Source organism: Kitasatospora sp. NPDC047058 (assembly GCF_040643935.1).
Classification (GTDB): Bacteria; Actinomycetota; Actinomycetes; order Streptomycetales; family Streptomycetaceae; genus Kitasatospora.
On sequence record NZ_JBEYVJ010000005.1, the window covers coordinates 16,526 to 41,817 of the forward strand.

Genomic DNA, 25,292 nt, shown 5'->3' on the forward strand with positions numbered 1-25,292 from the left:
CCACCGGGGAGGAACCGGTGCACCGCCGCACGCCGGCAGCACGGAGACTGGACGCACGCAGGGCGGACGCGCCACCGCAGACGCCGCCGACCGGGAGGACGAGTACCAGCCGTGGCAGCATCACCCCCGCCCCGTCGCCGGGCCGGTGCCGCACCGCCCCGGGCGGCCCGGCCCACCAGCGCGCCCGCCACCGGGCCGGCCGGCGCCGTCCTCTCCGCCCTCCTCGCCGTGCCCGCCGTCCTGGCCGCCCTCCTGCTCACCGCCTGCGGCGCGCCCGGCGAACTGCGCGACCACGGCCCCGCCCAGCAGGTGACGCCCCCACCGGTGCCCCAGCCGCTCTGGTCCGGCCTCGCCGTCGCCCCACCGCCGACCTCACCCGCGCCCGGCCGCTCCTCCGAGCCCCCTCCGCAGCCCGTCCCGGACGTGACCGCCCCGGGGCCGGACCTCACCGCCGTGGACGTCCGCGCCGTCCTGGCGAAGGACCCCGCGGTGAGCCAGGACGAACGGCGCGCGCTCGACGGCTGCCCGGGCTGCGAGGTCCGCACCCCGGAGTTCCGCGACCTCACCGGTGACGGCCAGCCCGAGCTGATCGCCGCCGTCGGCACTGCCGGACCGGTCGTCCTGCACGTCTACACCTCTTCCGGCGACCGCCTGCTGCCCGTCCTGCGGGTGCAGATACTGAAGGGGTTCGGCGCGGAGACCGTCGGCACGGACCTCTGGCTGCACGAGCCGACCACCGTGACCACCCGGACCAGCAGCCACTACCACTGGGACGGCATCCGGCTGGGCCTGCTGGAGCAGCGGGTCGAGGGCATCAGCCCGATCACCGGCCCGGCGCAGGGGAACGGCTCGGACCCGGAGACCACGCCCGCCACCACGCCCGGGCCGAAGGTCAGCCGGCCGTCGGAACCGCCCGCCACGAGCCGGGCCCAGCCCAGCCCCGCCGTCCCGGGCTGGGCCGCGACGCCCCAGCCGCAGGGCGGCGCCGGGCTCGTCGTCCCGCGCCCCGTCGCTTCCCAGCCCGCCCGTCCGACCGCGGCTCCCCCGGAGGCCAAGCCATGAACCCCGCAGCGCCCGTCCCCGAGTCCGCGTCCGCGCCCGTTCCGGCCGCTGCGCCCGCGCACCCGCACATCCTCATCGTCGAGGACGACGAGGTGATCCGGGAGGCGACCCGGATGGCCCTGGAGCGCTACGGGTTCCCGGTCTCCACCGCGGCCGACGGCCTGGAGGGCCTGGAGGCCTTCCACGCCGTGCGCCCCGACCTGATGCTGCTGGACGTGATGCTGCCGCTCCTCGACGGGGTCGGCCTCTGCCGGCGGATCCGCGAGGAGAGCCAGCTGCCGATCCTGATGATGTCGGCCCGCACCGATCCGATCGACGTGGTGTCCGGCCTGGAGGCGGGGGCGGACGACTACGTGGTGAAGCCCTTCGAGAGTGCGGTGCTGGTGGCCCGGATCCGGACGGTGCTGCGCCGGGTCCGCACGGTCCCGGCCGCCGAGGCCCCGGCACCCGCACCCGGCTCCCCCGCCGAGCGGGCCCCCGCTGCGCCCGCGCGCGCCGAAGCGGGCCCCGCCGAGCAGGCCCCCGCCGACCCGGCCCCGCGCAGCCTCCGCAGCTTCGACGGCATGGAGGTGGACACCGAGAGCATGGAGGTCCGGGTGCACGGGCGGCTCGTCCCGCTGACCCCGACCGAGCTGCGGCTCCTGCTGGAGTTCACCGCCGCGCCCGGCATCGTGCTGGAGCGCTCCGCCCTGCTGGAGCGGGTCTGGGACTACGACTGGGGCGCCGACACCCGGGTGGTCGACGTCCACGTGCAGCGGCTGCGGGCCAAGATCGGCAGCGGACGGATCGAGACCGTCCGCGGCTTCGGCTACAAGCTGCGGCGCCCGGCATGACACCGGGAGCCACGACGCCGGGAAGCACGACGCCGGAGACCACCGCGTCGGCGGCCTCGGGAACCACCGCACCGGGGGCCCCGGGGACGCCCGGGAGCGCGGAGCCGCAAAGCGCACCACTGCGCCGCCTCACGCTGCGCCGGATGACCCTGCGCCGTCAGATCGCCACCGCCGTCGCCGCCATCTCCGTCCTGGTCGCGGTGGCGGTCGGCCTGCTCGTCCACCAGGCGATGATCCGCCAGCACGTCGACCAGGCCCGCGAGTCGGCGCTCACCGCGCTCGACTCCGCGGTGGCCGCCTACGGGCGCGGCGAGGGGGTCACCGGCCGCACCGCCGCGCTGGACGACCCGGCGCTGCCGCCGCGGCTGCGCGCGCTCGCGGCGGACGGCCGACAGGGGTCGCTGCTGGCGGGCGGGCCCGAGGGCGAGGCGATGTGGGCGGCCGGCGCCGTCCAGGGCCGGGTGCTCTCCGTCCGGGTCGACTTCACCCAGGACCGGACGGCGATCGCCGACCTGGACCGGATCATCCTGATCACCGTCGTCGCCTCCGTCTTCACGACGGTGCTGGTCGGCGTGCTGGTCGCGGACCGGATCAGCCGGCGGCTGCGGACGGCGGCGACGGCCGCCCGGGGGATCGCCGACGGGCGGACGGACGCCCGGATCGGCGAGCTGGTCGACGGGCGGGACGAGGTCGCCGACCTCGCGGCGGCCGTCGACCAGATGTCCAGGGCGCTGCACCGCCGGCTGGCGGACGAGCAGCAGTTCACCGCCGACGTCGCCCACGAGCTGCGCACACCGCTGACCGGGCTGGTCACCGCGGCCGAGCTGCTGCCGCCCGGCCGGCCCACCCAGCTCGTCCAGAACCGGGTGCAGGCGCTGCGCTCGCTGGTCGAGGACCTGCTGGAGGTGTCCCGGCTGGACGCCGACGCGGAGACGCCGTACCTGTCGGCCGTACCGCTGGAGCGGGCGGTCCGCCGCACCGTCGGGCTGACCGGGCTGGCGGTGGAGGTCGACGTCCGGCCGTCCGCGGCCGACGCCTCGGTGCGCACCGACCTGCGCCGGCTGGACCGCATCCTGGGGAACCTGCTGGTCAACGCCGACCGGCACGGCGGCGGCCCGGTCCGGCTGGCGGTGGACGGCCTGCGGATCACCGTCCGCGACCACGGGCCCGGCTTCCCGGACGACCTGCTGCGGCACGGGCCGCAGCGGTTCCGGACGAGCGTGCGCGAGCGCGGGCGCGGCCACGGGCTCGGCCTGACGATCGCCCAGGGCCACGCACGGGTGATCGGCGCGGTCCTGACCTTCGCCAACCATCCGGACGGCGGCGCGGTGGCGACCCTGGAGCTGCCGCCCGGCGCGGCCCCGGGTCCGGACGACGGCCCGGACGAAGGACCCGTCGGCGACCCCGGCTCCGCCGGACCGCCCGCCCACGCGGTCACTCGCTGACCGCACCCCCGAGCGGCGCCCACCCGTCCACCGCCCTCCGGTCGGCGGCCCCGGCCGCACTGGCGGCCAGCAGCCGCAGCCCGGCCTCGGACGGCGAGCCCGGCGCCGCGCTGTAGAGCAGCATCCGGTGGCCGGAGGCCTCGGGCAGCGGGAGCGCCTCGAAGTCCAGCGTCAGCCCGCCGACCACCGGGTGCCGGAACTCCTTCGTCCCGAACAGGCAGTCGTGCACCGGGTGGCGCGACCAGAGGGCCGCGAACTCCGCGCTCTTCATCGACAACTCACCGATCAGCTCGGCCAGTTGCCGGTCGTCCTGGTGCCGCCCGGCGGCCAGCCGGAGGAACGCCACCTGGGCCCGCGCCTCGGACTCCCACTCCGGGTACAGCGCACGAGTCCGCGGGTCGAGGAAGAGCAGCCGGGAGAGGTTGGGGCGGTCCGCCGGGCGGTCCGGGGCGGCCGGGTCGAGCCGCCCGGCCAGCAGCGCGTGGCCGAGCGGGTTCCAGGCCAGCACCTCGTTGCGCCGGCCGACCACCACCGCCGGGACGTCCGTCATCGCCGCGATCAGCTGCCGGACGGCCGGGCGGGCCCGCTCGAAGCGCTCGGCCGGGCGGCCCTTCGCCGGACGGCCCGGGCGGGCCAGGTTGCGCAGGTGGGCGTGCTCGTCGCCGTCCAGGCGCAGCGCCCGGGCGATGGCGTCGAGCACCTCGTCCGAGACGTTCCGGCTCTGGCCCTGCTCCAGCCGCGTGTAGTAGGTGATGCTGACGCCCGCCAGCTGAGCCAGTTCCTCGCGGCGCAGCCCGGGCACCCGGCGGCGGGTGCCGTACGCGGTCAGGCCGACGTCCTCGGGCTGCAGGCGGGCGCGGCGGGTGCGCAGGAACGCGCCGAGCCCGGTGGGTGTCTCCGGTGCGGTCATGGACCCAGTCAACACCGGCGGGCGCCGCCGAGCCTGCCCCTGCCGGTGCCACCCTCCGCGGGGGTCTGGGTGGGCCGCCCGGAGCCGCGCAGGCTGCTGCCGTCCCCGGGAGAACCCGTCGAAAGGCAGCACTGCGATGACCGCCACCGTCCCCGAAACGCCACCGTCCCCGAAGCACCAGCCGCCCCCGGAGCACCAGCCGCGGCGCCGCCCACCGGAATGACCGGCCGCCGGCGGCTCGTCCTGGTGGTCCTGCTGGCCGCCCAGTTCATGCTGGCCGTGGACTTCTCGATCCTGAACGTCGCCCTGCCGGTGATCGGCCAGGGCCTCGGCTTCCCGCTCGGCGACCTGCAGTGGATCGCCACCGCGTTCGCGCTCTGCGCGGCCGGCTTCACCCTGCTCTTCGGGCGGGTGGCCGACCTGGTCGGGCGGCGCCGGGTGTTCCTGGTCGGACTGGCGGTGCTCGCCGCCGCCTCGCTGGCCGGCGGGCTGGCGACCGGCCCGGAGCTGCTGCTGGCCGCCCGGGTCGCCCAGGGCCTGGCCACCGCCGCCGTCACCCCGGCCGGGCTGGCGCTGCTCACCACGGCGTTCCCCGAGGGTCCGCTGCGCGAACGGGCGCTCGGCCTGAACGGGGCGCTGATGTCGGCCGGGTTCACCTCCGGCGCGGTGCTCGGCGGGCTGCTCACCGACCTGCTCAGCTGGCGCTGGGCGTTCTTCGTCAACGTGCCGGTCGCGCTCGCCGTCCTGCTGGCGGCGCCCCGGCTGATCCCCGAGAGCCGCCCCGTCCCCGCGTCCGGGGGCACCGGTCCGGCCGGGCGCACCCGGATGGACCTGCCGGGCGCGGTCACCGTCACCGGCGGCCTGCTCGCCCTGGTGTACGGCCTGACGACGGCCGGGGAGCACGGCTGGGGCGACCCGGTCGCGCTGGGGGCACTGGCCGTGGCCGTCGTGCTGCTGGTGGCGTTCTGGTTCGTCGAGCGGTCCGCCGCGGCGCCGCTGGTGCCGGTCCGGGTGCTGCGGCGGCGCACGGTCGTCTGGGGCAACGCGGCGGGGCTGCTGGCCTTCGCCACCGAGACCTCGCTGGTCTTCCTGCTGACCCTCTACCTGCAGCGGGTGCTCGGGTTCTCGGCGCTGGCCACCGGCCTCGCCTTCGGCGTGCTCGGCGCGGGCACCGTGCTCGGCGGGGTGGCGGCGCCGCGGCTGATCGGCCGGTTCGGCAGCAGGGGCGCGCTGCTCACCGGGTTCCTGGTGCAGGCGGCGGCGACCGCCTCGCTGGTCCTGCTCGGCGCCGACCGGGCCTGGCTGGGGCTGCTGCTCGCGGCGACCTTCGTCGGCGGCGTGGGCAACATGCTGGCGATCGTCGGCTTCATGGTGACCGCCACCTCGGGCCTGCCGGACGGGGAGCAGGGGCTGGCCACCGGCGTCGCCACGATGACCCAGCAGGTCGGGATCACCCTCGGCACCCCGGTGATGAGCACCGTCGCCACCGCGGCGGCCGCGGGCGCCACCGTGCTCACCGGCGTGACCTGGGCGGTCGCGGTCAACGCCGCCCTGGTGCTGCTGGCCGGCGCGGCCTCGGCGCTCTTCCTGCGGCGCCGGTGACCCGGCACCGCCGAGCACCCGCCGCAACGGGCGCCCGCCGCGGGCGGCGCCGGCCGCGCACGACAAACGAGGCCGGCCCCCGGGGAAACGTCCCCGGGGGCCGGCCGTCGTCATGCACCAGTCGTCGTGCACCAGCGGTTGCGCCGGATCAGATCTCCTTGCGGAAGGCCTCCGCCACCGAGAGGAAGATCGAGTTGCCCTCGGTCTCGCCGATAGAGATCCGGACGCCCTCCGGGAACGGGCGGACGATCACGCCGGCCTCGGCGCACCGCGCGGCGAACTCCTGGGACTTCTCGCCCAGCGCCAGCCAGACGAAGTTGGCCTGCGAGTCCGGGATCTCCCAGCCCTGGGCCCGCAGCCCGGCCACCACCCGGGCGCGCTCCTCGACCAGCGCCTCGACCCGGACCATCAGCGCCTCCTCGGCCCGCAGCGAGGCGACGGCGGCGTCCTGGGCGAGCTGGGTGACGCCGAACGGCACCGCGGTCTTGCGCAGCGCGTTGGCGACCGGCTCGTGCGCGATGGCGAAGCCGACCCGCATGCCCGCCAGGCCGTACGCCTTGGAGAAGGTGCGCAGCACGCAGACGTTCGGGCGGTCCCGGTAGAGCTCGATGCCGTTCGGGACCTCGGGGTCGCGGATGAACTCGATGTACGCCTCGTCGACGACCACCAGGACGTCGGCGGGCACCGCGTCCAGGAAGCGCTCCAGCTCGGCGCGGTGGATCACGTTGCCGGTGGGGTTGTTCGGGTTGCAGACGAAGATCAGCCGGGTCCGCTCGGTCACCGCGGCCAGCATCGCGTCCAGGTCGTGGTCCCCGCCCGCGGTGAGCGGGACCGGGACCGGGGTCGCACCGGCGACCTGGGTGATGATCGGGTAGGCCTCGAAGGAGCGCCAGGCGAAGATCACCTCGTCGCCGGGGCCGGCGGTGGAGAGGATCAGCGACTGGGCGACGCCGACCGAGCCGGTGCCGGTGGCGATGTGCTCGGCCGGGACGCCGAAGTGCGCCGCCAGCTCGGCGGTCAGCTCGGTGACCGCCATGTCCGGGTACCGGTTGAGCTTGCCGGCCGCCTTGACCGCCGCCTCCAGCACGCCGGGCAGCGGGTCGTACGGGTTCTCGTTGGAGGACAGCTTGTAGGCGTCGGCGCCGGCCGGCTTGCCGGGCTTGTAGGTGGGGATGCCGTCCAGGGTCGGCCTCAGCCGGGGCCCCTGCGGTGCCGTTCCACTCACGGTCCTGCTCCTTCTCTTCATCTCCGTCGGGTCCGTCGGGCCCGGCGCGTCCTTGGTGCGCGAGCCGCCCCCGGTGCGTCCGCGCCCGTCCGGACGGGATCGCCGCCGGCACCGGGAACTCGCCACGCACCCGGACCACCCCGGTCGGGTGCCCTGAACGATACCGATCGCGCTCACCCGTAGGAGTGAGATGCCCGGTCGGGTTACGGGCGCAGATCAGCCATTCTGCCGGGTTCCTTTGGCACATGTCAGAGGTAAGACGGCTGGTTTCGTGCGGGTATCCAAGGGGCGCACACGGGCTCACTCTTGGAGAAACGTATCTCCACAGACCCCCGATGCGCCGGTCACAGACCCTTGTCAGGAGCCATACGATCGGTCCGCCATGACAGCAGCAGCCAACCAGAGCGGTCGGCGACCCACCACCTCACGGCGCCTGGAGCGGGCCGGCATCCGGGATGTGGCAGCAGCCGCAGGAGTGTCGATCACCACCGTCTCCGACGCGCTGAACGGTAAGGGGCGCCTGCCCGACGAGACCAGAAGCCGGGTGCGCGAGGTCGCCGAGCGCCTCGGCTACCGCCCCTCGGCCGCCGCCCGCACCCTGCGGACCGGACGCTCCGGCCTGATCGGACTGACCGTCACCACCTACGGCGAAGAGCCGTTCACCTTCACCGAGTTCGCCTACTTCGCCGAGATGGCACGCGCCGCCACCAGCGCCGCCCTCGGCCGCGGCTACGCACTGGTGGTGCTGCCCGCCTCCTCCCGGCACGACGTCTGGGGCAACATCGCCCTCGACGGCACCGTGGTGATCGACCCGCCCGACCAGGACCCGCTGGTCAGCGAGCTGTACCGGTCCGGCGTACCGGTGGTCAGCGACGGCAAGCCCGGCAACTGCCCGGTCACCGCCTGGGTCGACAACGACCACGAGGCGGCCGTGCTCGGCATCCTCGACCACCTCTCCGAGGCCGGTGCCCGCCGGATCGGCCTGCTCACCGGCACCAGCACCGACACCTACACCCGGCTCTCCACCGAGGCGTACCTCGGCTGGTGCGGCAAGGTCGGCCAGGAGCCGGTCTACGAGGCCTACCCGGCGCACGACCCGGCCGCCGGCGCCGTCGCCGCCGACCGGCTGCTCGCCCGCCCCGACCGCCCCGACGCCGTCTACGGCCTGTTCGACCCCAACGGCACCGACCTGCTCGCCGCCGCCCGCCGGTACGGCCTGCGGGTGCCGGACGACCTGCTGCTGGTCTGCTGCAGCGAGAGCGACGTGTACGCGGCCACCGAGCCGCCGATCACCACGCTCTCGCTCAAGCCCCGGCGGATCGGCACCACCGTCGTCAACCTGCTGATCGACGCCATCGAGGGGGTCGACTCCGGCACCGGCGTCGACATCGCCCGGCTCTTCCCGCCGCGCTTCCGCACCGCGGGCAACGGTCCGCCGCCCGGCACCCTGATGCCCACCGAGCTGATCGTCCGCGCGTCCTCCCAGCCCCGGAGCCCGCGCACCACGATCAACCCGCCGCGCCCGCCGGGCGAGGTGTAGGCGGGCCGCAGGCGCGTCCGGGACCGGCTCGCAGCCGTCCCGGAGGGGTCTGGACCATGACCAGTCGGGACAAATCGGACCTGACGGACCGCCCGGCTGACGCTCCGGAGGATTGGATACCCACCAGGTGACGACGCCGGGAGAGTGGTCTTCCTATGATGGGCGAATGACACCCGAGGACCGCTTCCCCGGGCCTGAACACCAGGACTCAGGCCCCCGCCACCAGCCGGACCTCGACGTGCTGCCCTTCGGCACCTACTACGAACCGGAGCCGGCGGGCTACACCGAGGCCGCGTACGAGTCGGAGACGTACAGCGGCTACGGCGGCGCGCGGTACCTCGAACAGCACTGGCCGTCCGGCGGGCACGACCCGCTCGGCCAGCACGGCCGGCCCGACCCGCACACCCACCCCGGGTACGAGCCGACCCTGCCCGACCAGCCCTCGCCCGCCCTCCAGGCCGTGCACCACGGCGACGACCCGCCGACCATCGAGCTCGGCCCGCCGCTGCCCGAGCCCGGCATGCCGTACCACCCGTACCCCGCGCCCGTCCCCAACGAGCCGCCCGGCCCGCTCTACGTCGTCGGCGACGTGCACGGCTACCTCGACGAACTGCTCGCCGCGCTCCGCCACCAGGGCCTGATCGACGCCGACGGCCACTGGGCCGCCGGCCGCTCCCGGATCTGGTTCCTCGGCGACTTCACCGACCGCGGCCCGGACGGCATCGGCGTCATCGACCTGGTCATGCAGCTCGCCGCCGAGGCCGCCGCCGCGGGCGGCTACTGCCGGGCCCTGATGGGCAATCACGAACTGCTCTTCCTCGGCGCCGCCCGGTACGGCGACGAGCCGGTCCAGTCCACCGCCGGCACCGCCTCCTTCCTCGCCGCCTGGCGGCTCAACGGCGGCCAGCAGCACGACCTGGACCGGCTGGAGGCGCACCACATCAGCTGGCTCTCCCGCCTCCCCGCCATCGCGCTGGAGGACGGCCACCTGCTGCTGCACTCCGACACCACCGCGTACCTCGAGTACGGCGCGTCCATCGCCGAGGTCAACGACGCCGTCCACGACCTGCTCGCCGACGAGGGCGTGGACGAGTGGTGGGACTGCTTCCGCCGGTTCACCAAGCGCTTCGCCTTCCGCGGCGACGCCGGGCCGCAGGCCGTCCACGAGCTGCTCGACACCTACGGCGGTGCGCGCATCGTGCACGGGCACAGCCCGATCCCGTACCTGACCGGCGCGGTGCACGCCGACGACGGCGCGCCGCCGCACATCCCCGGCCCCTACATCTACGCGGACGACCTCGCCGTGGCGATGGACGGCGGCGTCACCATGGAGGGACGGCTGCTGGTCGCGCGGCTGCCGATCTGACGGCCCGTCCGTCCGGCTCCCGAACACCCGTTCCCGGCGCCCGCCCCGGGCCGCACGCGCGGCCCGGGGCGCGAAATTCCGGAAAGCCACTGTCAGCACGACCGCACCCGCCCCTACCATCGAGGCACACCACACCCGGCCGCCCGTGTGGAGCCCCTTCTCCGTGCCCGCGACAACCGCGGGTCCGTGCCCGTGACACCGCTGGGCGACCGGGATTCGCTGAACGGGGTCCCCATGAACAACGCCCCGCACCTGCTCGCCGAGGACCGCCCGGACTTCGAGCGCATCCTCGACGAAGCACTGCGCGACGGCACCATCCTCACCGCCCTGCGCGCGCCCGGCGCCCTCACCGGCGGCGAGCTGCGCATCCAGGCCCTGCGCGCCGCCGACGGCGTCGCGACCGCGGCGGCCACCGAGTACGACCACTACCTCCGGCTGCGGGAGAACCTGCGCAGCACACCCCCGCCCGACCCGGACCACGAGCCCACCGCGCCCGGGCTGCTCAGCCAGCTCCGCTCGGCCGACGGCGGGGCCGGACTGTTCCCGGTGCTCACCGTCCTCACCCCGATCCTGGCCTGGGCCGCCGCCCTCGTCCTGCTCCTGGTCGGCTACGTCCTGCGCGCCGCCGACGCCGGGTCGACGCTGGCCCGCTCGGTGCTGACCGCCGGCTGGCTGGCCCTGGCGGCCGGGGTGGCCGCGATGGTGGTGGGCATCGTCGGCCTGGTCCTCACCGCGCTGCGGGACGGCTCCACCGTGCCCGCCCCGGCCGGCGCCGACCCCGAGCTGGCGGCCGAGCTCGCCGACGCCCGGCGCGAGTGGCAGCACGCCCTGCGCGACCGGGCGCTGCTGCCGTACCTGCACGCCGCCCTGCGCGCCGACCCGGCGGCCCGGCCCGCGCCGCCGCCCTCCGTCCCCGCGCAGGCCGGGGAGCGCCACCGGCCCGACGGCGGCGGCCCCGGCTACACCGGACCGGGCTTCAGCAGCCCCGGAGCCGAGGGCCTCACCGATCCGGAGGGCCGGGAACCGCGCACCGCCGGCTTCAGCACCCCCGACTTCACCGGCCCCGGCTACACGCCCCCGGCCTTCACCGGCCCCGACGACGTCTGACCGCCTGCCCAACGAGCCGGTCGCAGGAGGATATTGATGCGGCATCCGGAAAAGGGGATCATGGAAACGTCACCAGGACCGCCACCACCCCGGGGAGCCCGCCCATGACCGCCATCCGCGTCAAGGCCTTCGACCACCTCGTCCTCAACGTCCAGGACATAGAGAAGTCGCTGGAGTTCTACACCGGACTGCTCGGCCTGGCCCCGGTCCGGGTCGACGAGTGGCGGGACGGGAAGGTCTCCTTCCCCTCCGTCCGGGTCACCGACGAGACCATCATCGACCTGTTCTCCCGCCCCCGCGGCGAGTCCAACGTCGACCACATCTGCCTCACCGTCGAGCCCCTGGACTGGCAGGAGGTCGTCGACTCCGGCGCCTTCACCGTCCTCGACGGGCCCGGCCCCCGCTACGGCGCCCGCGGCACCGGCACCTCGCTCTACGTCGCGGACCCGGACGGCAACACCGTCGAGCTCCGCTGGTACGAGGAGGACGTCCGCTGACGTCCGCGGGACCGCCCCCGGCAGCCGGATGCCGTGGCGCCGCGCTGGGAAGCCCCCTCCACCTCCCAGCGCGGCACGACCGGTTCCGGCGTCAGTCCGCCAGCGGCAGGTAGACCCGGTTGCCCTGGGCGGCGAACTCCTCGGACTTGGCCTGCATGCCGGCCAGGGCCTCGGCGTCGAACCCGCTCGCCACCGCGCTGGACCCCTCGCCGTGCTCGTCGCGGATCTTCTGACTGATCTTCATCGAGCAGAACTTCGGGCCGCACATCGAGCAGAAGTGGGCCGTCTTGGCGGGTTCGGCGGGGAGGGTCTCGTCGTGGAAGTCGCGCGCGGTCTCCGGGTCGAGGGCCAGGTTGAACTGGTCCTCCCAGCGGAACTCGAAGCGGGCGTCGGAGAGGGCGTCGTCCCACTCCTGGGCGCCGGGGTGGCCCTTGGCCAGGTCGGCGGCGTGCGCGGCGATCTTGTAGGTGATGACGCCGGTCTTCACGTCGTCCCGGTTGGGCAGGCCCAGGTGCTCCTTGGGCGTGACGTAGCAGAGCATCGCGGTGCCCCACCAGGCGATCATCGCGGCGCCGATGCCCGAGGTGATGTGGTCGTAGCCGGGCGCGACGTCGGTGGTCAGCGGGCCGAGCGTGTAGAACGGCGCCTCGTCGCAGATCTCCTTCTGGAGATCCATGTTCTCCTTGATCTTGTGCATCGGGACGTGGCCCGGGCCCTCGATCATCACCTGGACGTCGCGCTCGCGGGCGATCCGGCCCAGCTCGCCCAGCGTCTGCAGCTCGGCGAACTGCGCCTCGTCGTTGGCGTCGGCGATCGAGCCGGGGCGCAGGCCGTCACCGAGCGAGAAGGTGACGTCGTAGCGCGCGAGGATGTCGCAGAGCTCCTCGAAGTTGGTGTAGAGGAAGTTCTCCTGGTGGTGCGCCAGACACCAGGCGGCCATGATCGAGCCGCCGCGCGAGACGATGCCGGTCTTGCGGCGGGCGGTCAGCGGCACGTACCGCAGCAGCACGCCGGCGTGCACGGTCATGTAGTCGACGCCCTGCTCGCACTGCTCGATGATCGTGTCGCGGTAGACGTCCCAGCTCAGCTCCTCGGCCTTGCCGTCGACCTTCTCCAGCGCCTGGTAGAGCGGCACGGTGCCGATCGGCACGGGGGAGTTGCGCAGGATCCACTCGCGGGTGGTGTGGATGTTGCGGCCGGTGGAGAGGTCCATGACGGTGTCGGCACCCCAGCGGGTGGCCCAGGTCATCTTCTCCACCTCCTCCTCGATCGAGGAGGTGACGGCGGAGTTGCCGATGTTGGCGTTGATCTTCACCAGGAAGTTGGTGCCGATGACGGCCGGCTCCACCTCGGGGTGGTTCACGTTGACCGGGATGACGGCGCGGCCGCGGGCCACCTCGGAGCGGACGAACTCCGGTGCCAGGCCCTCCCGCAGGGCCACGAACTCCATCTCCGGCGTCACGATCCCGCGCTTGGCGTACGCGAGCTGGGTGACGGCGCCGCCGTCGCGGCCGCGCAGCGGGCGGCGCGGGCGGCCGGGGAAGACGGCGTCGAGGTTGCGCAGGTTCCCGCCGCGCGGCGAGGTGTGCTTGATCCCGTCGTCCTCGGGGCGGGCCTCGCGGCCGTCGTACTCCTCGACGTCGCCGCGCTGGCGGATCCAGGCGTCCCGCAGCGGCGGCAGGCCGCGCCGGACGTCGGGCTGGTACGCCGGGTCGGTGTACGGGCCGGAGGTGTCGTACAGCGGGACGGTCTTCCCGTTGGTGAGCACGACCTCGCGGTACGGAACCCGCAGGTCGGGGCGGGAGCCGTCGCGGTAGGCCTTGCGCCAGGCCGGGGTGGGGTAGCCGGTGCCCGCGCTGCTGGGGGCGGAGTTCCGGGCAGACTGCGGCTGTGCATCGAACGTGGTCATCTGACCCTCTACTCCCTACGCCGGCATTACCCGGTCAGGTTCCTGCGGTCGACGCAGCGTTCGGCACGTCCGACGACGTCCCGGTCAGCGTCCTCTCAGCCCGGTGCTCCGAGCTCCCGTGTCCGCAGGCGGTGTTGCCTGCACAAGACGTCCAACACCGTAGCGACCGAATCGCCGCTGGTCCAGAGGGGGTCCACGGACGGGGATCCGGGCGGGGATCCCGGCGGGGCGCCCGGCGACGGGGCGGGGCGGGCACACTGGCAGTCGGACCGGCCGGGCGGGCGGCCGGCGGGGCGACGAGGGAGGGCCGAGTGGTCGGGAGCACCGGGCGGGTCAGCGGAGCGGTGGGAGCGGGTCTGGTCGGCGAGGTGATGGTGCATGTGGTCGAGCGCCAGGGGACGGAGGCGTTCCTCGCCTACCTGGCCGTGCCGGGCGACCGGCTGCCGGTCGGAACGCCGGTGGTGGTGGTCGAGTACCAGCCGCCGCGCACGGTCTACGTGGCGCCGATCCTGCCGTGACGACGACGACGTGACGATGTTGTGACAGCACGTCATGTCCGCTCCCTTTTCTTCGGGTTGGCCCCGGCGGACAATCCGAAACGGCGCATCTCATGTGCCGGAAGGGGGAGTTGAACCATGCTGTACGTCATCGCCGGGGCGGTCGCCGCGGTGCTGCTGATGGGCGTCACGCTCTTCAAGCTCATGTGGCGGGTGGCCGAGCCCAACGAGGCCCTGATCATCTCCGGTTCCAAGCACCGCACCGAGGGGGTCGGCGACGGGCTGGGGTTCCGGATCGTCACCGGGCGCGGGACCTTCGTCACGCCGGGCCTGCAGGGCGTCCGCCGGCTCTCGCTGGATCTCAACGAGGCCGAACTGAACGTCGAGTGCGTCACCACGCAGGGCATCCCGGTGCGGGTCAAGGGCGTGGTGATCTTCAAGGTCGGCGACGACCAGGTCTCCATCGCCAACGCCGCCCGGCGCTTCCTCGACCAGCAGAAGCTGATCAGCCAGCGCGTCCACAACGTCTTCGCCGGGCACCTGCGGTCGATCGTCGGCGGACTCACCGTCGAGGACATGATCCGCGACCGCGAGCGGCTCACCGGGGAGACCAGGGCCGCCTCCGGACTGGAGATGGAGAAGCTCGGCCTGATCATCGACACCCTGCAGATCCAGGAGATCATCGACCCGACGGGCTACATCAAGAACCTCGCCATCCCGCACGCCGCCGCCGTGCAGCGGGACGCCCGGATCGCCCAGGCCGAGGCGGACCGGATGGCCACCGAGGCGGAGCAGGAGGCCGCCGCCCGCAAGGCCGAGGCGACCCGCAACAGTGCGATCCAGCAGTCCGCGTACCAGGCCGAGCGGGACACCGCCAACGCCCGGGCCGAGCAGGCCGGACCGCTCGCGTTGGCCGCCGCCCGGCAGGAGGTCGTCGTCCAGGAGACCAAGGTCGCCGAGCTGGAGGCGCGCCGCAAGGAGCAGCAGCTGCAGATCGACATCCGCAAGCCGGCCGACGCCAAGGCGTACGAGACCCGCACCCGGGCCGAGGCGGATCGCGACGCCCGGATCTCCGCCGCGCAGGCGCAGGCCCGGGAGACCGAGCTGCGGGCGGCGGCCGAGGCCAGCCAGGTCAGGATCGCGGCCGAGGCCGCGGCCGACGCCACCAAGCTGCGCGGGCTGGCGGACGCCGAGGCGACCAAGGCCACCGGTCAGGCGGAGGCCGCGGCCACCGAGGCCCGCGGTCTGGCGGACGCGGAGGCGACCCGGGCGATCGGGCTCGCCAAGGCCGAGGGGCTCAAGGCCCGGGCCGCGGCGCTCACCGCGAACCCGGACGCCGTGGTGGCCCAGGAACTGGCGGAGAAGTGGCCGGACATCGTGCTGGCCGCGTCGGAGTCCTTCGGCAACGTCGAGCACATGGTGCTGCTCAACGGCGCCGAGGGCGTGGGGGACCTCTTCACCAAGGCGCTGACCATGGGCGGGACCGGGCTCGGGCTGGCCCGGCAGCTGCTCACCACCCTGCAGGGGCCGGCCCAGCCCGCCGGGACGGCCGCGGTGGAGCCGGCCGGCCCGGTGCCGGTCCAGCGGGTGCCGGTCGAGGAGTGAGCGAGGCGTAGCCGCGGCACGGGTGAAACACCGGACGCCCGCACCCCCACGGGGTACGGGCGTCCGGGAGCCGGCGGGTCAGTTCCTGGCGGCCTTCTTCACCAGGGTCCACACGGCGGCGGCGATCCCCACCACCACCAGCAGCTTGATGGCCAGGCCCAGCAGCGCGCCCACCACGCCGAAGACGAACCCGACGATGTTCCAGGCGAGGATCAGCACCAGCACCGGGACGACGATGTTGCGCACCCAGGAGGGCAGCGACTTCCAGAACTCAGCCATGTCCGTTCCTTCTCTCCCCTCGGGCCGGCTGCCGTCCGGTGCCGCATCCCGCTTGCTTTCGATATGTCGATCGTACGGGGGCGGGAGGGCCGGAACGAGGGTCTGCAGCCCGGAGAGAACCCGGAGAACACCCCGACTCCCGGCCCCGGGGTAACCCCTGGTTCGGGCAGGGCGCGGGCGGGGTGCGGGCGCGGGCGAACGGCGTGCGGGCGGCTCAGACCGGCCAGGTCTCGCCGCGCCAGGCGGCGTCCCAGAACATCCACTCGTACCGCGAGGTGGTGGTGAAGTGCTCCACCACCCGGCGGCGTTCGGCCGGGGAGAGCTCCTCGCCGATCCGGTCGGCGAGCGCGAGCACCCGGCGGACCACGGACTGGAACGCCTCGTCGCCGTAGGTGGCGATCCACCGGGCGTACAGCGGCTCGGGGGAGCCCTTGGCCAGCAGCTCCCCGCCGACCCGGGCGTAGATCCAGTAGCAGGGCAGCACCGCGCCGAGCGCCTCCGCGAAGGAGCCGCCGTAGACGGTGGCCAGCAGGTAGCTGGTGTAGGCCCGGGTGGTGGGCAACACCGGTTCGGCGGCGGCCTGTTCGGCGCTGCCGCCGAAGGCGGTCAGGAACTCGGCGTGCATGCCCTGCTCGGCCGCCAGCGCGCCGACCGCGTCGTCCGCGAAGGCCCGCACGTCCTCCTCGCCGGGCGCCTTGGCGGCGCAGACGGCGAGTGCGCGGGCGTAGTCGCGCAGGTAGTGCGAGTCCTGGACGACGAAGTGGCGGAACGCCTCCCGCGGCAGGGTGCCGTCGGTGAGGCCGCCGATGAAGGGGTGGTCGAGGATCTCGGCGTAGACCGGCTCGATCGCCGCCCAGAGTTCTTCCGTCAGGCTCAGGCTCATGCCTCGACCCTAACGGGGCCGGCCGGGCCGGAGCGGGCCCGTCCACCCGGGGGTACGGGGGCGCGGGTCAGTCCTCCGGCGGGGAGAACACCACCAGCACCCGCAGCTCCTCGGTGATGCGGTGGAACCGGTGCGGCACGCCGGCCGGGACGTACACCACGGTGCCGCGGCCCACCGTCGTGGTCTCGTCGCCGACGGTCAACTCGGCCCGGCCGCTGATCACCTGGTAGATCTCGTCCTGCGCGTGCGCGGTCTGCGGGTCGGTGTCGCCGGGGGAGAGCGCGTACAGGCCGGCGGACATCCGCGGCTCGCGCAGGAAGCGCAGGTAGGCACCGTCGTTGGCGGCGCGTTCGGCGTCCAGTTCGTCGAGCCGGAACAGCTTCATCGGGGCGCTCTCCTCCGCGGTGCTCCGGGGCCGGGCCCCCCGGGCGGTCACCAGGGCATTCAACACCACCCGTGCCCACCGGGAGCTTCCCCCGCCCTGGTCCGCCTGCCACGCTGGCCCCATGAAGGGTTTCGTCATCAAGACACTTATCAACGCGGCCGCCATCTGGGTGGCCGCCTGGATCGTCACCGGCATCACGCTGACCGGTGACGACTGGCAGCACAAGGCGCTGACGGTGGTCGCCGTGGCGCTGCTGTTCGGCGTGGTGAACTGGCTGATCAAGCCGGTGGTGAAGCTGTTCTCGCTGCCGCTGTTCATCCTCACCCTGGGGCTGTTCACCTTCGTCGTCAACGCCCTGATGCTCTGGCTGACCTCCTGGGCGTCGGACAAACTGAACCTGGACTTCCACGTCGACGACTTCTGGGCCGCGCTGTTCGGCGCGCTGATCATCAGCCTGGTGTCCTGGGGGCTCAACCTGGCGCTCGGCGACGACGACTGAGCGGCGCCGTGCAGGCGGCACCGAAGGGGCCCGCACCCGGGACGTCACCGGGTACGGGCCCCTTCCGCCGTTCCGGCCGGGCGAGCGGTGGTCACCTCCCGCACCCGCCGAGGATGTCCGCGAGCTGGGCGTCGAGTTCCCCGCCGGTGAGCTCCTGACCCATCGGCACCAGCCGGGCGGTCCTGGCCAGGAAGGCGACCAGCGGGGCCGCGGAGGCCCGCAGCAGGGCGTCGCCCCCGGGGGAGTGCAGCACGATGCCGACCTCGGCGAGGTCCCCGCCGACCGGGTGGATGTGCACGTCGCCCTCGCCGGAGGGCCCGCTGAGGCCGTCCAGCAGCAGCTCACGGGCGAAGACCCAGGTGACCGGTTCGTCGCCGGGCAGGTGGAAGGTGAACCGGACCGCGTACGGGTCGGCGGGGTCGTACCCGAGGCCGGCCACGATGCGGAAGGAGAGCTCGTGGGAGACCACCAGGTTCATCGTCAGGTGCCCCTGGACTGTGCTGTGCTGCATGGCGCCAGTACCTCTCGATCTGCCGGGCCGTGCGTGCCGTGGATCCGCCGCCGGCCGGGCATGTGCAGTTCGCTGACATGGGAGGGGAAGCAGCTGGGTCGGTCCGTGCGCTCCGCGATCCGGTCCATGGCCGCACCCGGCCCCCAGCCCGGGTCCGTGCGCGGGAGGACATCCGGAGCGAACCGCTCCGATTGGTCCGACAGGCGCTCATTGCAGCACAGGCGGCGCGAGGCCGCAATGACTTCGTCGGCGATCATTCGGTAAAATCCTTCGAATCGAAGGAACATTGTCGGAAATGATTGATAATCTCATGTTCGGCTTATCCTTCGCCTGCACCCCTCCGAGACCCGGCCGTACTGCGGGCCCGGCCCGATCGGACGCACCCGGGCGGGCCCGGGGTTTCGGCCCCGGCGGCCTGCGGGAGACTCCCGCACAACGCTCCAGCCCCGGAGGTCGCCATGCGCACCCCGCCCCGCCCCGTCGTCAAACGCACCGCGCGGGCGATCCTGCTGGAACTCGACCCGGACGACCCGCACTCCCCGGCCTCCATCGTGCTGATCAAACGGACCCGGCCCGGTTCCCCGCACCCGTACTGGATCACCCCGGGCGGCGGGGTCGAGCACGACGACCGCAGCGTGGTCGACGCCCTGCACCGCGAGGTGGACGAGGAACTCGGCGGCAAGGTGGTGGACGTCGTCCCCGCCTTCGTCGACACCGTCAGCCACCCCCTCCACCACCACCCGGGCGGGGGGACGCCCGGCGACGAGGACATGCTCAACCCGCACGGGGTCAAGGTGCAGCACTTCTTCGTCTGCCGGCTCGCCTCGATGGACCTCAGCCGGCGGCACGGGCCCGAAGTGGACGAGCCCAACGGGGAGTACGAGGTGGTCCGGCTGCCCTTCACCCGGGAGGGCGTCACCTCGGTGAACGTCGTCCCGCCCAGCCTGCGCGCCTACCTGGCGGCCAACATCGAGGGCGTCCTCGCCCTGCTCGCCCCCGACCTGGGCTGAGCCCGCCCGCCCGGCCGGCCCGCTCAGCCCGCCGCCAGGTCGCCCACCAGGTCGTGCCGGATCCGCTCCGGCGCGACCCCGGCCCGCAGCAGCACGGCGGCCCCGCGCCGGATCATCGCGGCCGGCCCGCTGAGATACGCGTCCCGGCCGGTCCACGGCCCGAACCGGCCCACCACCTCGGGCAGTTCACCGGCGAGCGCACCACCGCCCGAGGCGCCGGCACCGGACAGCACCGGGTGGACCGAGAGCCACGGGTGCCGCGCGGCCAGCGCGCTCAACGCCTCCAGCTCGTACAGCTCCGCGGCCTGCCGGGCGCCGTAGAACACCTTCACCGAGCGGCCGGCCGCGCCGTACTCGGCCACCTCCTCGACCAGCGCCCGGACCGGGGCGATGCCGGTGCCGCCGCCCAGGCAGAGCAGGTCCGCGCCGCGCGCGTGGTCGACGGTCATCGCGCCGGCCGCCGGCCCCAGCCGCAGCACGTTCCCGGGCACCGCCCGGTGCACCAGCGCGTTGCTCACCCAGCCCGCCGGGACGGCCTTCACGTGGAAGGTCAGCAGGCCGTCCGGCCGGGGCGCGGTGGCGAACGAGAAGTGCCGCCAGACCCGCGGCCACCAGGGCGTCTCCAGGCTGGTGTACTGCCCGGCCCGGTACGGATAGGCCTGGTCCGGGCGGACGGTGATCACCGCGACGTCCGGGGTGCGGCGCTCGTGGCCGACCACCTCGGCCTGCCACCAGGGCGGGGACGTCCGGGCGGCCTCCTCGGCGGCCTCGATCATGATCGAGGAGACCAGCCGGTACACCCGGCGCCAGGCCAGCTCGGTGTCGGCGTCCCAGCGGTTGCCCGCATACCGGGCCAGCGCCTGCACCAGGCACTCCCCCACCGGGCCGTAGTGGCCGGTCACCGTGCCGTACCGGCGGTGGCCGCGGCCGAGCGCGCTCAGGTAGGTGCGGAGCCCCTCCGGGTCGTCGGCGCTGCGGGCGGCCGTCAGCAGGGCGCGGAAGAGCCGGTCGCGCTGGACGTCCATGGCGGCCGGGAACAGGGCGCGGACCTCGGGGTGGTGCAGGAAGATCAGCGCGTAGAAGTGCGCGGTGGCCCGGTCGGCGACCGGCTCGACCACGGCCAGGCTGGCCCGGATCAGCTCGATGTCGCGGGCGGTGGGCGGCTGGTCGGCGGCGGTGTGCAACAAGGGCGCGGGCGCGACGGCGGAGGCCGGGCCCGGGTCGCCCGGGGTCTGCAGCGCCCGGCCGCGGCTCGTCGCGGTCCGCCCGGCCGCGGGCTCGGGGGCGTCGCCCGGGCCGGCCCAGTTCAGGCCGGGGGCGCGGCTGAACAGCGGCTCGACCACCGGGGCGGGCGGCCCGGCGGGCCCGGCGCCCGGCGGCCGGCTCGGCGCGGGGACGGCGGGCGGCTCGGACGGCGGGGCGGGGATCGCCGGCAGCGGCGGGAGGTCGGGCGGGTCCAGCGGCATCGGCGGGAGGTCGGGCGGGTCCAGCGGCATCGGCGGCAGGACGGCGGTGACGGCGGTACCGCCCGGGGCGGCCTGGGCGGCGGCGGCCCGGGGGCCGGTGGCCTGGGCGGCGGCGGCCGGCAGGGCGGCCGGGACGACGGCCGGCCGGACGCCCGACGCGATCTGCGGGACGGTGTCCGGGGCGGTGGCCGGGGCGGTGTCCGGCGTGAGGTCCGGGGCGATGTCCGGCATCCCGGGCACGGCCGCCGCTCCTGCCGAGCCGTGCCCGGTACGGACCAGAAGTGTTCTGCGGGACTTCACCGCAACGTTTCGAGTACCCAAGAGAATCGTTTCGCCTCCGGCCGGCCTGTGCCACCACCTGGCTTGTCCCTGTTGACGCCTAGGCAGCGTGGCACGCCCGAAGTGCTCATCCGACAAATCGCGCGAAGCCCGGACACCCGCCCCCGGGACGCGCTACTCTCCTCCGACCCGCGGCCGCCCTGCGCGACGAAAGCACCACGCAGGGCGACCGGTCCCAGGTCAGAGCTGCCGCAGCAGCATCCCCGGCTGCTCGACGCAGTCCGCCACGAACCGCAGGAAGCCGCCCGCCGTCCCGCCGTCGCAGACCCGGTGGTCGAAGGTGAACGACAGCTGGGTCACCTCGCGCACCGCCAACCCGCCCTGGTGGACCCAGGGCTTGGCGACGATCCGGCCGACCCCGAGCATCGCCGCCTCGGGGTGGTTGAGGATCGGGGTGGACCCGTCCACGCCGAACACCCCGTAGTTGTTCAACGTGAAGGTGCCGCCGGTGAGTTCGGCCGGAGTCAGCGAGCCGACCCGGGCCGCCTCGGTCAACCGGCCCAACTCGGCGCCGAGTTGCTCGGTGCTCAGTGCCTGCGCGTCCCGCACCACCGGGACGACCAGCCCGCGCTCGCCCTGCGCGGCGAAGCCCAGGTGCACCGCGGAGTGCCGCAGGATTCCCGAACCGTCCTCCGTCACGCTGGAGTTGAGCTCCGGGAAGCGCGCCAGTGCGACCGTGCAGATCCGGGCCAGCAGCGCCAGCACGCTCACCTTCGGGCCGGGTGTGGCATTCAACTGCCGCCGCAACGCCATCAGTTCGGTGGCATCCGCATCCACCCAGCAGGTCGCCGCGGGGATCTCCCGGTGGCTGCGGGTGAGCTTCTCGGCCACCGCCCGGCGCAGCCCGCGCAGCGGGACGACGCCGTCCACTGCGGCGGGTGCCGCGGCCGCCGGGACCACCGGAGCCGCGACCTTGGCGGCCACCGCCCGTTCGACGTCCGCACGCATGATCAGGCCGTCCGGTCCGCTGCCGGTGACCGCGGCCAGGTCGACCCCCTGCTCCCGGGCCAGCCGGCGCACCAGCGGCGAGATCACCGGCACGACCACCGGAGCCGCCGGAGCGGAAGGAGCCGAAAGAGCCGCCGGGGCCGGAGGCAGCACCGGGGCCGCGGGCGCCGGCACCGCGACGGGGGCGGCGGCACGGGCGCCGGCCGGCACCCCGACCCGCCGCCGACGGCCGCCCCGGTCCGGCTCGGCGACGCCGTACCCGACCAGCGGCCGCTCCACCGCGGCGGCCAGGACCTCCGCGACCAGCGGCTGCTCGCCCTCCCCGGGCGCCACCGCGACCGTCACCAGCGGCGCGCCGACCGCCACCTCCTCGCCCGGCTCGCCGAACAGGGCGGTGACCACCCCGCCGTACGGGCAGGGCACCTCGACCACGGCCTTGGCGGTCTCCACCTCCACCACCGGCTGGTCGACGGCGATCACCTCGCCGACCTCGACCATCCAGCGGACCACCTCGGCCCCGGTCAATCCCTCACCGAGGTCGGGCAGGGTGAACTCACGCACGACGGGCATCATCCTCAGTCCTCCCACTGCAGCCGGGCGACCGCGTCCAGGATCCGGTCCACCCCGGGCAGGTGGTGGTGCTCCAGCATCGGCGGCGGGTACGGGATGTCGAAGCCGGTGACCCGCACCACGGGCGCGGCCAGGTGGTGGAAGCAGCGCTCGGTGACCCGGGCGGCGATCTCCGCGCCGGTGCCGCCGAAGCCGCTCGCCTCGTGCACCACCACGGCCCGGCCCAGCGAGCGGACCACCCGGCAGACCGTCTCGTCGTCGAACGGGACCAGCGTGCGCAGGTCCAGCACCGCGAGGTCCCAGCCCTCGGCCTTGGCCGCCTCGGCCGCCTCCAGGCAGACCGGCAGCGAGGGCCCGTAGGTGATCAGCACCGCGGAGGTCCCGGGGCGCCGCAGCACCGCCCTGCCGACCGGCTCCACCGGCGCGGCCGGGTCGAACTCCGCCTTGCCCCAGTAGAGCCGCTTCGGCTCCAGGAAGACCACCGGGTCGTCGGAGGCGATCGACGCCCGCAGCAGCCCGTACGCGTCGGCCACCGTGGCCGGCGTGACCACGTGCAGGCCGGGGGTGCTGGTGTAGTACGCCTCCGAGGCGTCGCTGTGGTGCTCGACGCCGCCGATCCCGCCGCCGTACGGGATCCGGACGGTGATCGGCAGCGGGAGCTTCCCCGCGGTGCGGTTGCGCATCTTGGCGACGTGCGAGAAGAGCTGTTCCAGCGCCGGGTAGGCGAAGGCGTCGAACTGCAGCTCCACCACCGGGCGCAGCCCGTACATGGCCATGCCGATCGCGGTGCCGAGGATGCCCGCCTCGGCCAGCGGGGTGTCGAGACAACGGTCCGGGCCGAACTCGGCGGTCAGCCCGTCGGTGATCCGGAAGACGCCGCCGAGCGCGCCGACGTCCTCGCCGAGCACGTGCACGGCCGGGTCCTCGCGCATGGCGTCCCGCAGCGCGGAGTTGAGCGCCTGCGCCATGGTGGCGGTGCGCGAAGAGACAGCGGTGTTGCTCATCAGTGCTGCACCTCGGCCTCGGCGGCCAGCTCGGCGGACAACTGGGCGGCCTGCTCCCGCAGCTGCGGGGTGGGCTCGGCGTAGACGTGGGCGAAGAGCGACATCGGGTCCAGCTCGGCGTCGGCGTGGAACTCGGCCCGCATCCGGGCCGCCAGCGCCTCGGCCTCGTCGGCCGCCTCCTGCACCAGCGTGTCGTCCAGCAGGCCGAGGGCCCGCAGGTGGCGCTCCATCAGCAGGATCGGGTCGTGCTCCCGCCAGGCGGCCACCTCGGCCTCGTCCCGGTAGCGGGTGGCGTCGTCGGCGTTGGTGTGCGCCTCGATCCGGTAGGTGAGCGCCTCGACCAGGGTCGGGCCACCGCCGGTCCGGGCCCGCTCGACCGCCTCCGCGAGCACGCCGTGCACGGCCGGAGCGTCGTTGCCGTCCACCAGCCGGCCCGGCATGCCGTAGCCGACGGCCTTGTGGGCCAGGGTGGGCGCGGCCGACTGCGCGGTCAGCGGGACGGAGATCGCGTAGCCGTTGTTCTGCACCAGGAAGACCACCGGGGCCTGGAGCACGGCGGCGAAGTTCAGCGCCTCGTGGAAGTCGCCCTCGCTGGTCCCGCCGTCGCCGAGCAGCGCCAGCGCGACCACCGGCTCGCCGCCGAGCTTCGCGGCGTGCGCCAGCCCGACGGCGTGCGGGGCCTGGGTGCCGAGCGGGGTGCACAGCGGCGCGGTGCGGGTGGCCCGCGGGTCGTAGCCGGTGTGGGCGTTGCCGCGCAGCAGGGTCAGCGCCTCCAGCGGGTCGACCCCGCGGGAGACCACCGCGAGGGTGTCCCGGTAGCTGGGGAAGAGCCAGTCGTGCTCGCCGAGCGCCAGCGCGGCGGCGACCTGGCAGGCCTCCTGGCCGGTGGAGGCCGGGTACACGGCGAGCCGGCCCTGCTTGGTCAGGGTGGTGGCCTGCTGGTTGTAGCGGCGGCCGACCACCAGGCGGCGGTACAGCTCGCGCAGCAGCGCCGGGTCGTACTTCTCCAGCTCGGGAGTGCCGAGCACGCGGACCGGCGAGGCGTCCGGGAGCAGCGGCGCCGGGTCGGTGCGCGGGGCGGTCGCCCCGGGCAGCCAGCCCGGCACCGCCGTGTGGTGTCTGTGGTCGAGAACGGTCATCTCGGGGCACCTCCAGGGGTGGCGGGGGCTCCCTACCGATTGTTCGGTCGTCTGTTCATCTTGACCAGAAGCGTGACAAGGTGCTGGACAATCGGCCCGGGCGGCGGTCGACTGGTGGCAGTGCGTCCAATCAGTGAGGGTGGGGGGTCATGTCGGCTGAACAGACGTCCAGACTCGACCGTGTCGACCGGGCGATCCTGCGGCTGCTGCAGCAGGACGGTCGCGCCTCGATCCGCTCGGTGGCCGAGCGGGTGCACGTGTCCCGGGCGAACGCGTACGCCCGGATCTCCAGGATGGTCGAGGACGGCGTCATCCGCGGCTTCACGGCCCGGGTCGACCACGAAAAGGCAGGTCAGGGCGCATCCGCGTACGTCACCCTGAAGATCGTGCAGAACTCCTGGCGCTCGGTCCGCGAGCAGCTGCTGGAGCTGCCCGGGGTGGCCCACATCGCCCTGGTCGGCGGGGACTTCGACGTGCTGCTGCTGGTGCACACCGCCGACAACCACGCGCTGCGGGAGCTGGTGCTGGGCAGCATCCAGTCCATCCCGCAGGTGCTCGGCACCCGCACGATGCTGGTCTTCGAGGAGACGGACCAGGTGCCGCCGGACAGCCCCTGAGGCGGGTCCGACCCGCCCTGGCGGGCGCCCCGGGTCAGCGGGCG

The 25,292-nt window shown here is 74.3% G+C and carries 24 protein-coding genes and 1 riboswitch; of the genes, 13 read left to right on the plus strand and 11 right to left on the minus strand.

Features of this window, described 5'->3' with window-relative positions; all coding sequences use genetic code 11:
- Nucleotides 1–111 precede the first annotated feature (111 nt).
- The 3 genes from ABZ885_RS01415 to ABZ885_RS01425 all read left to right on the plus strand — a co-directional run bounded on the left by ABZ885_RS01415 (nucleotide 112) and on the right by ABZ885_RS01425 (nucleotide 3,340).
- Nucleotides 112–1,062, plus strand: coding sequence for a hypothetical protein (locus tag ABZ885_RS01415; protein WP_360181854.1), 951 nt, complete (start codon nucleotides 112–114; stop codon nucleotides 1,060–1,062).
- Nucleotides 1,059–1,895 carry a response regulator transcription factor gene (locus ABZ885_RS01420; RefSeq protein WP_360181857.1) on the plus strand — a complete coding sequence of 279 codons (837 nt, stop codon included), beginning with the start codon at nucleotides 1,059–1,061 and terminating at the stop codon, nucleotides 1,893–1,895. The genes ABZ885_RS01415 and ABZ885_RS01420 overlap by 4 nt, the downstream gene beginning before the upstream one ends.
- Nucleotides 1,896–2,038: 143 nt before the next feature.
- Nucleotides 2,039–3,340, plus strand: a complete 1,302-nt coding sequence (locus ABZ885_RS01425; protein ID WP_360181860.1) for a HAMP domain-containing sensor histidine kinase — start codon at nucleotides 2,039–2,041, stop codon at nucleotides 3,338–3,340.
- Here the strand turns inward: ABZ885_RS01425 and ABZ885_RS01430 are convergent.
- Nucleotides 3,330–4,250: a helix-turn-helix transcriptional regulator gene (locus ABZ885_RS01430; protein ID WP_360181863.1), complete on the minus strand. Its 921-nt coding sequence runs from the start codon at nucleotides 4,248–4,250 to the stop codon at nucleotides 3,330–3,332. The genes ABZ885_RS01425 and ABZ885_RS01430 overlap by 11 nt on opposite strands.
- Before the next feature lie 219 nt (nucleotides 4,251–4,469).
- Between ABZ885_RS01430 and ABZ885_RS01435 the strand changes: the two genes are divergently transcribed.
- Nucleotides 4,470–5,852, plus strand: a complete 1,383-nt coding sequence (locus ABZ885_RS01435; protein ID WP_360181866.1) for an MFS transporter — start codon at nucleotides 4,470–4,472, stop codon at nucleotides 5,850–5,852.
- Between the two features lie 148 nt (nucleotides 5,853–6,000).
- Here the strand turns inward: ABZ885_RS01435 and hisC are convergent, their stop codons facing one another.
- On the minus strand, nucleotides 6,001–7,077 hold the full coding sequence (hisC, locus tag ABZ885_RS01440; RefSeq protein WP_360181869.1) for a histidinol-phosphate transaminase: 1,077 nt from the start codon (nucleotides 7,075–7,077) through the stop codon (nucleotides 6,001–6,003).
- Between the two features lie 382 nt (nucleotides 7,078–7,459).
- Between hisC and ABZ885_RS01445 the strand changes: the two genes are divergently transcribed.
- From ABZ885_RS01445 to ABZ885_RS01460, 4 genes are all read left to right on the plus strand, one after another.
- On the plus strand, nucleotides 7,460–8,617 hold the full coding sequence (locus ABZ885_RS01445; RefSeq protein ID WP_360181872.1) for a LacI family DNA-binding transcriptional regulator: 1,158 nt from the start codon (nucleotides 7,460–7,462) through the stop codon (nucleotides 8,615–8,617).
- A gap of 166 nt (nucleotides 8,618–8,783) precedes the next feature.
- Nucleotides 8,784–9,983, plus strand: coding sequence for a metallophosphoesterase (locus ABZ885_RS01450; protein WP_360181875.1), 1,200 nt, complete (start codon nucleotides 8,784–8,786; stop codon nucleotides 9,981–9,983).
- A 234-nt stretch (nucleotides 9,984–10,217) separates the two neighbouring features.
- The gene (locus tag ABZ885_RS01455) at nucleotides 10,218–11,090 is read left to right on the plus strand and encodes a hypothetical protein (RefSeq protein ID WP_360181878.1); all 873 of its coding nucleotides are present in this window, start codon (nucleotides 10,218–10,220) and stop codon (nucleotides 11,088–11,090) included.
- A 104-nt stretch (nucleotides 11,091–11,194) separates the two neighbouring features.
- Nucleotides 11,195–11,587, plus strand: coding sequence for a VOC family protein (locus ABZ885_RS01460; RefSeq protein WP_360181881.1), 393 nt, complete (start codon nucleotides 11,195–11,197; stop codon nucleotides 11,585–11,587).
- A 91-nt stretch (nucleotides 11,588–11,678) separates the two neighbouring features.
- Here the strand turns inward: ABZ885_RS01460 and thiC are convergent, their stop codons facing one another.
- The gene (thiC, locus tag ABZ885_RS01465) at nucleotides 11,679–13,496 is read right to left on the minus strand and encodes a phosphomethylpyrimidine synthase ThiC (RefSeq protein WP_360181884.1); all 1,818 of its coding nucleotides are present in this window, start codon (nucleotides 13,494–13,496) and stop codon (nucleotides 11,679–11,681) included.
- A riboswitch (TPP riboswitch) is annotated at nucleotides 13,492–13,626 on the minus strand. Its footprint overlaps the gene before it by 5 nt.
- Before the next feature lie 181 nt (nucleotides 13,627–13,807).
- Between thiC and ABZ885_RS01470 the strand changes: the two genes are divergently transcribed.
- Both ABZ885_RS01470 and ABZ885_RS01475 read left to right on the plus strand, forming a co-directional pair.
- Nucleotides 13,808–14,014, plus strand: coding sequence for a hypothetical protein (locus ABZ885_RS01470; protein ID WP_360181887.1), 207 nt, complete (start codon nucleotides 13,808–13,810; stop codon nucleotides 14,012–14,014).
- 117 nt (nucleotides 14,015–14,131) lie between these two features.
- A complete protein-coding gene (locus ABZ885_RS01475; protein WP_360181890.1) occupies nucleotides 14,132–15,598 on the plus strand; it encodes an SPFH domain-containing protein in 1,467 nt (488 codons plus the stop codon).
- A 78-nt stretch (nucleotides 15,599–15,676) separates the two neighbouring features.
- On the opposite strand, the gene ABZ885_RS01480 is transcribed toward ABZ885_RS01475, so the two are convergent.
- The 3 genes from ABZ885_RS01480 to ABZ885_RS01490 all read right to left on the minus strand — a co-directional run bounded on the left by ABZ885_RS01480 (nucleotide 15,677) and on the right by ABZ885_RS01490 (nucleotide 17,145).
- Nucleotides 15,677–15,877 carry a DUF5326 family protein gene (locus tag ABZ885_RS01480; protein ID WP_360181893.1) on the minus strand — a complete coding sequence of 67 codons (201 nt, stop codon included), beginning with the start codon at nucleotides 15,875–15,877 and terminating at the stop codon, nucleotides 15,677–15,679.
- A gap of 214 nt (nucleotides 15,878–16,091) precedes the next feature.
- Nucleotides 16,092–16,760, minus strand: a complete 669-nt coding sequence (gene tenA, locus ABZ885_RS01485) for a thiaminase II (RefSeq protein ID WP_360181896.1) — start codon at nucleotides 16,758–16,760, stop codon at nucleotides 16,092–16,094.
- Nucleotides 16,761–16,827: 67 nt separating this feature from the next.
- A complete protein-coding gene (locus ABZ885_RS01490) occupies nucleotides 16,828–17,145 on the minus strand; it encodes a cupin domain-containing protein (protein WP_360181992.1) in 318 nt (105 codons plus the stop codon).
- A gap of 121 nt (nucleotides 17,146–17,266) precedes the next feature.
- Between ABZ885_RS01490 and ABZ885_RS01495 the strand changes: the two genes are divergently transcribed.
- Nucleotides 17,267–17,644 carry a phage holin family protein gene (locus tag ABZ885_RS01495; RefSeq protein ID WP_360181899.1) on the plus strand — a complete coding sequence of 126 codons (378 nt, stop codon included), beginning with the start codon at nucleotides 17,267–17,269 and terminating at the stop codon, nucleotides 17,642–17,644.
- Nucleotides 17,645–17,735: 91 nt separating this feature from the next.
- Here the strand turns inward: ABZ885_RS01495 and ABZ885_RS01500 are convergent, their stop codons facing one another.
- On the minus strand, nucleotides 17,736–18,155 hold the full coding sequence (locus ABZ885_RS01500; RefSeq protein WP_360181902.1) for an SsgA family sporulation/cell division regulator: 420 nt from the start codon (nucleotides 18,153–18,155) through the stop codon (nucleotides 17,736–17,738).
- A gap of 458 nt (nucleotides 18,156–18,613) precedes the next feature.
- Here ABZ885_RS01500 and ABZ885_RS01505 point away from each other — a divergent pair, with 458 nt between their 5' ends.
- The gene (locus ABZ885_RS01505; protein WP_360181905.1) at nucleotides 18,614–19,165 is read left to right on the plus strand and encodes an NUDIX hydrolase; all 552 of its coding nucleotides are present in this window, start codon (nucleotides 18,614–18,616) and stop codon (nucleotides 19,163–19,165) included.
- Nucleotides 19,166–19,188: 23 nt separating this feature from the next.
- Here the strand turns inward: ABZ885_RS01505 and ABZ885_RS01510 are convergent, their stop codons facing one another.
- The 4 genes from ABZ885_RS01510 to pdhA form a co-directional block, all read right to left on the minus strand.
- On the minus strand, nucleotides 19,189–20,862 hold the full coding sequence (locus ABZ885_RS01510) for a globin domain-containing protein (RefSeq protein ID WP_360181995.1): 1,674 nt from the start codon (nucleotides 20,860–20,862) through the stop codon (nucleotides 19,189–19,191).
- 288 nt (nucleotides 20,863–21,150) lie between these two features.
- Nucleotides 21,151–22,488 carry a dihydrolipoamide acetyltransferase family protein gene (locus tag ABZ885_RS01515; protein WP_360181908.1) on the minus strand — a complete coding sequence of 446 codons (1,338 nt, stop codon included), beginning with the start codon at nucleotides 22,486–22,488 and terminating at the stop codon, nucleotides 21,151–21,153.
- A gap of 5 nt (nucleotides 22,489–22,493) precedes the next feature.
- Complete coding sequence (locus ABZ885_RS01520) at nucleotides 22,494–23,492, minus strand: alpha-ketoacid dehydrogenase subunit beta (RefSeq protein WP_360181911.1); 999 nt, start codon at nucleotides 23,490–23,492, stop codon at nucleotides 22,494–22,496.
- Nucleotides 23,492–24,631, minus strand: a complete 1,140-nt coding sequence (gene pdhA / locus ABZ885_RS01525; protein ID WP_360181914.1) for a pyruvate dehydrogenase (acetyl-transferring) E1 component subunit alpha — start codon at nucleotides 24,629–24,631, stop codon at nucleotides 23,492–23,494. The genes ABZ885_RS01520 and pdhA overlap by 1 nt, the downstream gene beginning before the upstream one ends.
- A 149-nt stretch (nucleotides 24,632–24,780) precedes the next feature.
- Here pdhA and ABZ885_RS01530 point away from each other — a divergent pair, with 149 nt between their 5' ends.
- Nucleotides 24,781–25,248, plus strand: a complete 468-nt coding sequence (locus ABZ885_RS01530) for an Lrp/AsnC family transcriptional regulator (RefSeq protein WP_360181917.1) — start codon at nucleotides 24,781–24,783, stop codon at nucleotides 25,246–25,248.
- Nucleotides 25,249–25,292: the final 44 nt, after the last annotated feature.

What these genes read in the sequence shown, in the direction of transcription:
- ABZ885_RS01530 (WP_360181917.1), top strand. Translation starts at nt 24,781, where the DNA reads ATGTCGGCTGAACAGACGTCCAGACTCGACCGTGTCGACCGGGCGATC.
- ABZ885_RS01505 (WP_360181905.1), top strand. Translation starts at nt 18,614, where the DNA reads ATGCGCACCCCGCCCCGCCCCGTCGTCAAACGCACCGCGCGGGCGATC.
- ABZ885_RS01460 (WP_360181881.1), top strand. Translation starts at nt 11,195, where the DNA reads ATGACCGCCATCCGCGTCAAGGCCTTCGACCACCTCGTCCTCAACGTC.
- ABZ885_RS01510 (WP_360181995.1), bottom strand. Translation starts at nt 20,862, where the DNA reads ATGCCGGACATCGCCCCGGACCTCACGCCGGACACCGCCCCGGCCACC.
- ABZ885_RS01475 (WP_360181890.1), top strand. Translation starts at nt 14,132, where the DNA reads ATGCTGTACGTCATCGCCGGGGCGGTCGCCGCGGTGCTGCTGATGGGC.
- ABZ885_RS01480 (WP_360181893.1), bottom strand. Translation starts at nt 15,877, where the DNA reads ATGGCTGAGTTCTGGAAGTCGCTGCCCTCCTGGGTGCGCAACATCGTC.
- ABZ885_RS01490 (WP_360181992.1), bottom strand. Translation starts at nt 17,145, where the DNA reads ATGAAGCTGTTCCGGCTCGACGAACTGGACGCCGAACGCGCCGCCAAC.
- ABZ885_RS01500 (WP_360181902.1), bottom strand. Translation starts at nt 18,155, where the DNA reads ATGCAGCACAGCACAGTCCAGGGGCACCTGACGATGAACCTGGTGGTC.
- ABZ885_RS01495 (WP_360181899.1), top strand. Translation starts at nt 17,267, where the DNA reads ATGAAGGGTTTCGTCATCAAGACACTTATCAACGCGGCCGCCATCTGG.
- ABZ885_RS01450 (WP_360181875.1), top strand. Translation starts at nt 8,784, where the DNA reads ATGACACCCGAGGACCGCTTCCCCGGGCCTGAACACCAGGACTCAGGC.
- ABZ885_RS01435 (WP_360181866.1), top strand. Translation starts at nt 4,470, where the DNA reads ATGACCGGCCGCCGGCGGCTCGTCCTGGTGGTCCTGCTGGCCGCCCAG.
- ABZ885_RS01520 (WP_360181911.1), bottom strand. Translation starts at nt 23,492, where the DNA reads ATGAGCAACACCGCTGTCTCTTCGCGCACCGCCACCATGGCGCAGGCG.
- ABZ885_RS01430 (WP_360181863.1), bottom strand. Translation starts at nt 4,250, where the DNA reads ATGACCGCACCGGAGACACCCACCGGGCTCGGCGCGTTCCTGCGCACC.
- pdhA (WP_360181914.1), bottom strand. Translation starts at nt 24,631, where the DNA reads ATGACCGTTCTCGACCACAGACACCACACGGCGGTGCCGGGCTGGCTG.
- ABZ885_RS01420 (WP_360181857.1), top strand. Translation starts at nt 1,059, where the DNA reads ATGAACCCCGCAGCGCCCGTCCCCGAGTCCGCGTCCGCGCCCGTTCCG.
- ABZ885_RS01515 (WP_360181908.1), bottom strand. Translation starts at nt 22,488, where the DNA reads ATGCCCGTCGTGCGTGAGTTCACCCTGCCCGACCTCGGTGAGGGATTG.
- ABZ885_RS01445 (WP_360181872.1), top strand. Translation starts at nt 7,460, where the DNA reads ATGACAGCAGCAGCCAACCAGAGCGGTCGGCGACCCACCACCTCACGG.
- thiC (WP_360181884.1), bottom strand. Translation starts at nt 13,496, where the DNA reads ATGACCACGTTCGATGCACAGCCGCAGTCTGCCCGGAACTCCGCCCCC.
- ABZ885_RS01425 (WP_360181860.1), top strand. Translation starts at nt 2,039, where the DNA reads ATGACCCTGCGCCGTCAGATCGCCACCGCCGTCGCCGCCATCTCCGTC.
- ABZ885_RS01455 (WP_360181878.1), top strand. Translation starts at nt 10,218, where the DNA reads ATGAACAACGCCCCGCACCTGCTCGCCGAGGACCGCCCGGACTTCGAG.
- tenA (WP_360181896.1), bottom strand. Translation starts at nt 16,760, where the DNA reads ATGAGCCTGAGCCTGACGGAAGAACTCTGGGCGGCGATCGAGCCGGTC.